A 2,283-nucleotide genomic window follows, 5' to 3' on the forward strand; every position below is an offset into this window, starting at 1 on the left:
TCTGCCATCCTCGCTACGGGGTCGCCTAGACGGGCGCTATTCTCGGACAGCCTCCCAAAGAACCCGTTTTAATCATTTGCCGGTAATTGTTTTAACACCGTCGTTTGTACCCAACAGCAGCACATCAGCAGGACGACAGGCGAATAGGCCATTGGTCACTACACCAACAATACCATTGATTTTTTGTTCCAGTGCAACCGGGTCCAGAATCTTCATATTCCAGACATCAAGAATCACGTTACCATTATCGGTCACAACCCCTTCGCGATAGGCAGGATCCCCTCCCAGTTTCACCAGCTCCCGGCCAACATAACTGCGAGCCAGGGGAATGACCTCCACTGGCAGTGGGAATTCACCCAGCACACCGACCGCTTTGCTGTCATCGGCAATGCAAATGAACTCTCTGGCTACCGCCGCAATAATCTTTTCCCGGGTCAATGCGGCACCACCACCTTTAATCAGGTGAAGATGTTCATTGGCTTCATCCGCCCCATCAATGTAAAAGCGCAGGTCAGACACTGTATTCAGATCATAGACAGGAATACCATGGGCCTTCAGCTGTTCGGTAGATGCCTCAGAGCTGGAGACACAGCCATCAAAATCATCCTTGCACTGAGCCAGCGCATCAATAAAAAAGCGCGCGGTAGAGCCCGTGCCAATACCGATCACCCTATCTTTTTCGAGATGGGGCAGGATGTATTGCAATGCGGCTTCGGCGGTGGCCTTTTTGAGCTGGTCCTGATTCATGGGGTTACCTGATAATACTGAGCGGTTAATAGGGCTGAAAACGCGCCGTATATTACACCATTTTCCGGCAAATTGGATGAGTGCCATCCTGAAGCTCATTCCTATAGAATGGGGGCTTCGCAGCACTGCCTGAACTCAACAAAACTAACCGTACATACCTGCAGGACAGCATGCCACACCGTTATATACGAAAAATACTGGAAGCCAGGGTTTATGATGTCGCCATAGAAACCCCGATTGATGAGGCTCGCTTCCTTAGTCAGCGCCTGGATAACCGGGTTCTCCTGAAGCGGGAAGACCTACAGCCGGTATTCTCCTTCAAAATTCGGGGAGCTTATAACAAGCTGGCCCAGCTTACGACGGCAGAAAAAGAACGTGGCGTTATTGCAGCTTCGGCCGGGAATCATGCCCAGGGAGTTGCCCTGGCCTCCCGGGAGATGGGTATCAAGGCCACCATCGTCATGCCGGTTACCACCCCCGAGATCAAAGTGAAGTCGGTACGAGCCTATGGAGCCAGGGTCGTACTGCATGGCGACGCTTTTGACCAGGCTCTGGCTCACTCTTTTAAGCTGGTTGAAAAGCACGGCTACACCTTTATTCACCCTTATGATGATATAGATACCATCGCAGGTCAGGGCACTATTGGCATGGAGATCCTGCGTCAGCATACTGGTGCCCTGGATGCAGTGTTCATCCCGGTGGGCGGCGGTGGCCTGGCTGCAGGTATCAGCGCCTATATCAAGTACCTGCGGCCCGACGTCAAAGTCATCGGTGTTGAGTTTGAAGAGTCGGCCTGTCTGAAGGCGGCTCTTGATGCGGGTGAGCGGGTTGTCCTCCCACAGGTTGGCATCTTTGCCGATGGTGTAGCGGTAGCACAGATCGGTGAAGAGACATTCAGGATCTGCCGGGATTGTATTGACGAGGTCATCACCGTCACCGCCGACGAAATCTGCGCCGCGATCAAGGATATCTTTGATGATACCCGCTCTGTCTGTGAGCCTGCCGGTGCCCTGGGCATTGCCGGTATGAAGAAGTATGTCAGTCGGGAAAAGGTCCGGGGCCAAACCCTGCTGGCCGTTGCCAGTGGCGCCAACATCAACTTTGACCGTTTGCGCTATGTCTCGGAACGCACAGAACTGGGTGAAAAGCGTGAAGCGATCATCACCGTGACGATTCCGGAACAACCCGGAAGCTTTAAACAGTTCTGTGAACTGCTGGGCCGCAGAAATATCACCGAGTTTAACTATCGCTACCATAACCCGGACAAAGCCAGAATCTTTGTCGGTGTTCAGGTCCACCCGGATCAGATGCCCATCGACCGGCTGGTTAATGAACTCCAGCAGCACGGCTATCCCGTGGTTGACCTGACTGAAAATGAAATGGCTAAACTCCATGTTCGACATATGGTGGGCGGGCATAGCGAAGCGGTAACCAATGAGCAGGTTTACCGGTTTGAATTCCCGGAGCGCCCGGGAGCCTTATTAAACTTCCTGAGTAAACTGGGCCAACGCTGGAATATCACCATGTTCCACTATC

The 2,283-nt window shown here is 52.8% G+C and carries 2 protein-coding genes; one reads left to right on the top strand and one right to left on the bottom strand.

The window, feature by feature from the left end; genetic code table 11:
• Positions 1-72 precede the first annotated feature (72 nt).
• Positions 73-747 carry a ribose-5-phosphate isomerase RpiA gene (rpiA, locus tag KDK15_RS16475; RefSeq protein WP_257296480.1) on the bottom strand — a complete coding sequence of 225 codons (675 nt, stop codon included), beginning with the start codon at positions 745-747 and terminating at the stop codon, positions 73-75.
• Positions 748-917: 170 nt separating this feature from the next.
• Between rpiA and ilvA the strand changes: the two genes are divergently transcribed.
• A partial coding sequence (ilvA, locus tag KDK15_RS16480) for a threonine ammonia-lyase, biosynthetic (RefSeq protein WP_257296481.1) occupies positions 918-2,283 on the top strand: 1,366 nt, incomplete at its 3' end.

This window comes from Endozoicomonas sp. YOMI1 (assembly GCF_024606345.1).
GTDB lineage: Bacteria > Pseudomonadota > Gammaproteobacteria > Pseudomonadales > Endozoicomonadaceae > Endozoicomonas.

Excerpts from the sequence above, each read along its gene's own strand:
- rpiA (WP_257296480.1), bottom strand. The coding sequence starts at position 747 with ATGAATCAGGACCAGCTCAAAAAGGCCACCGCCGAAGCCGCATTGCAA.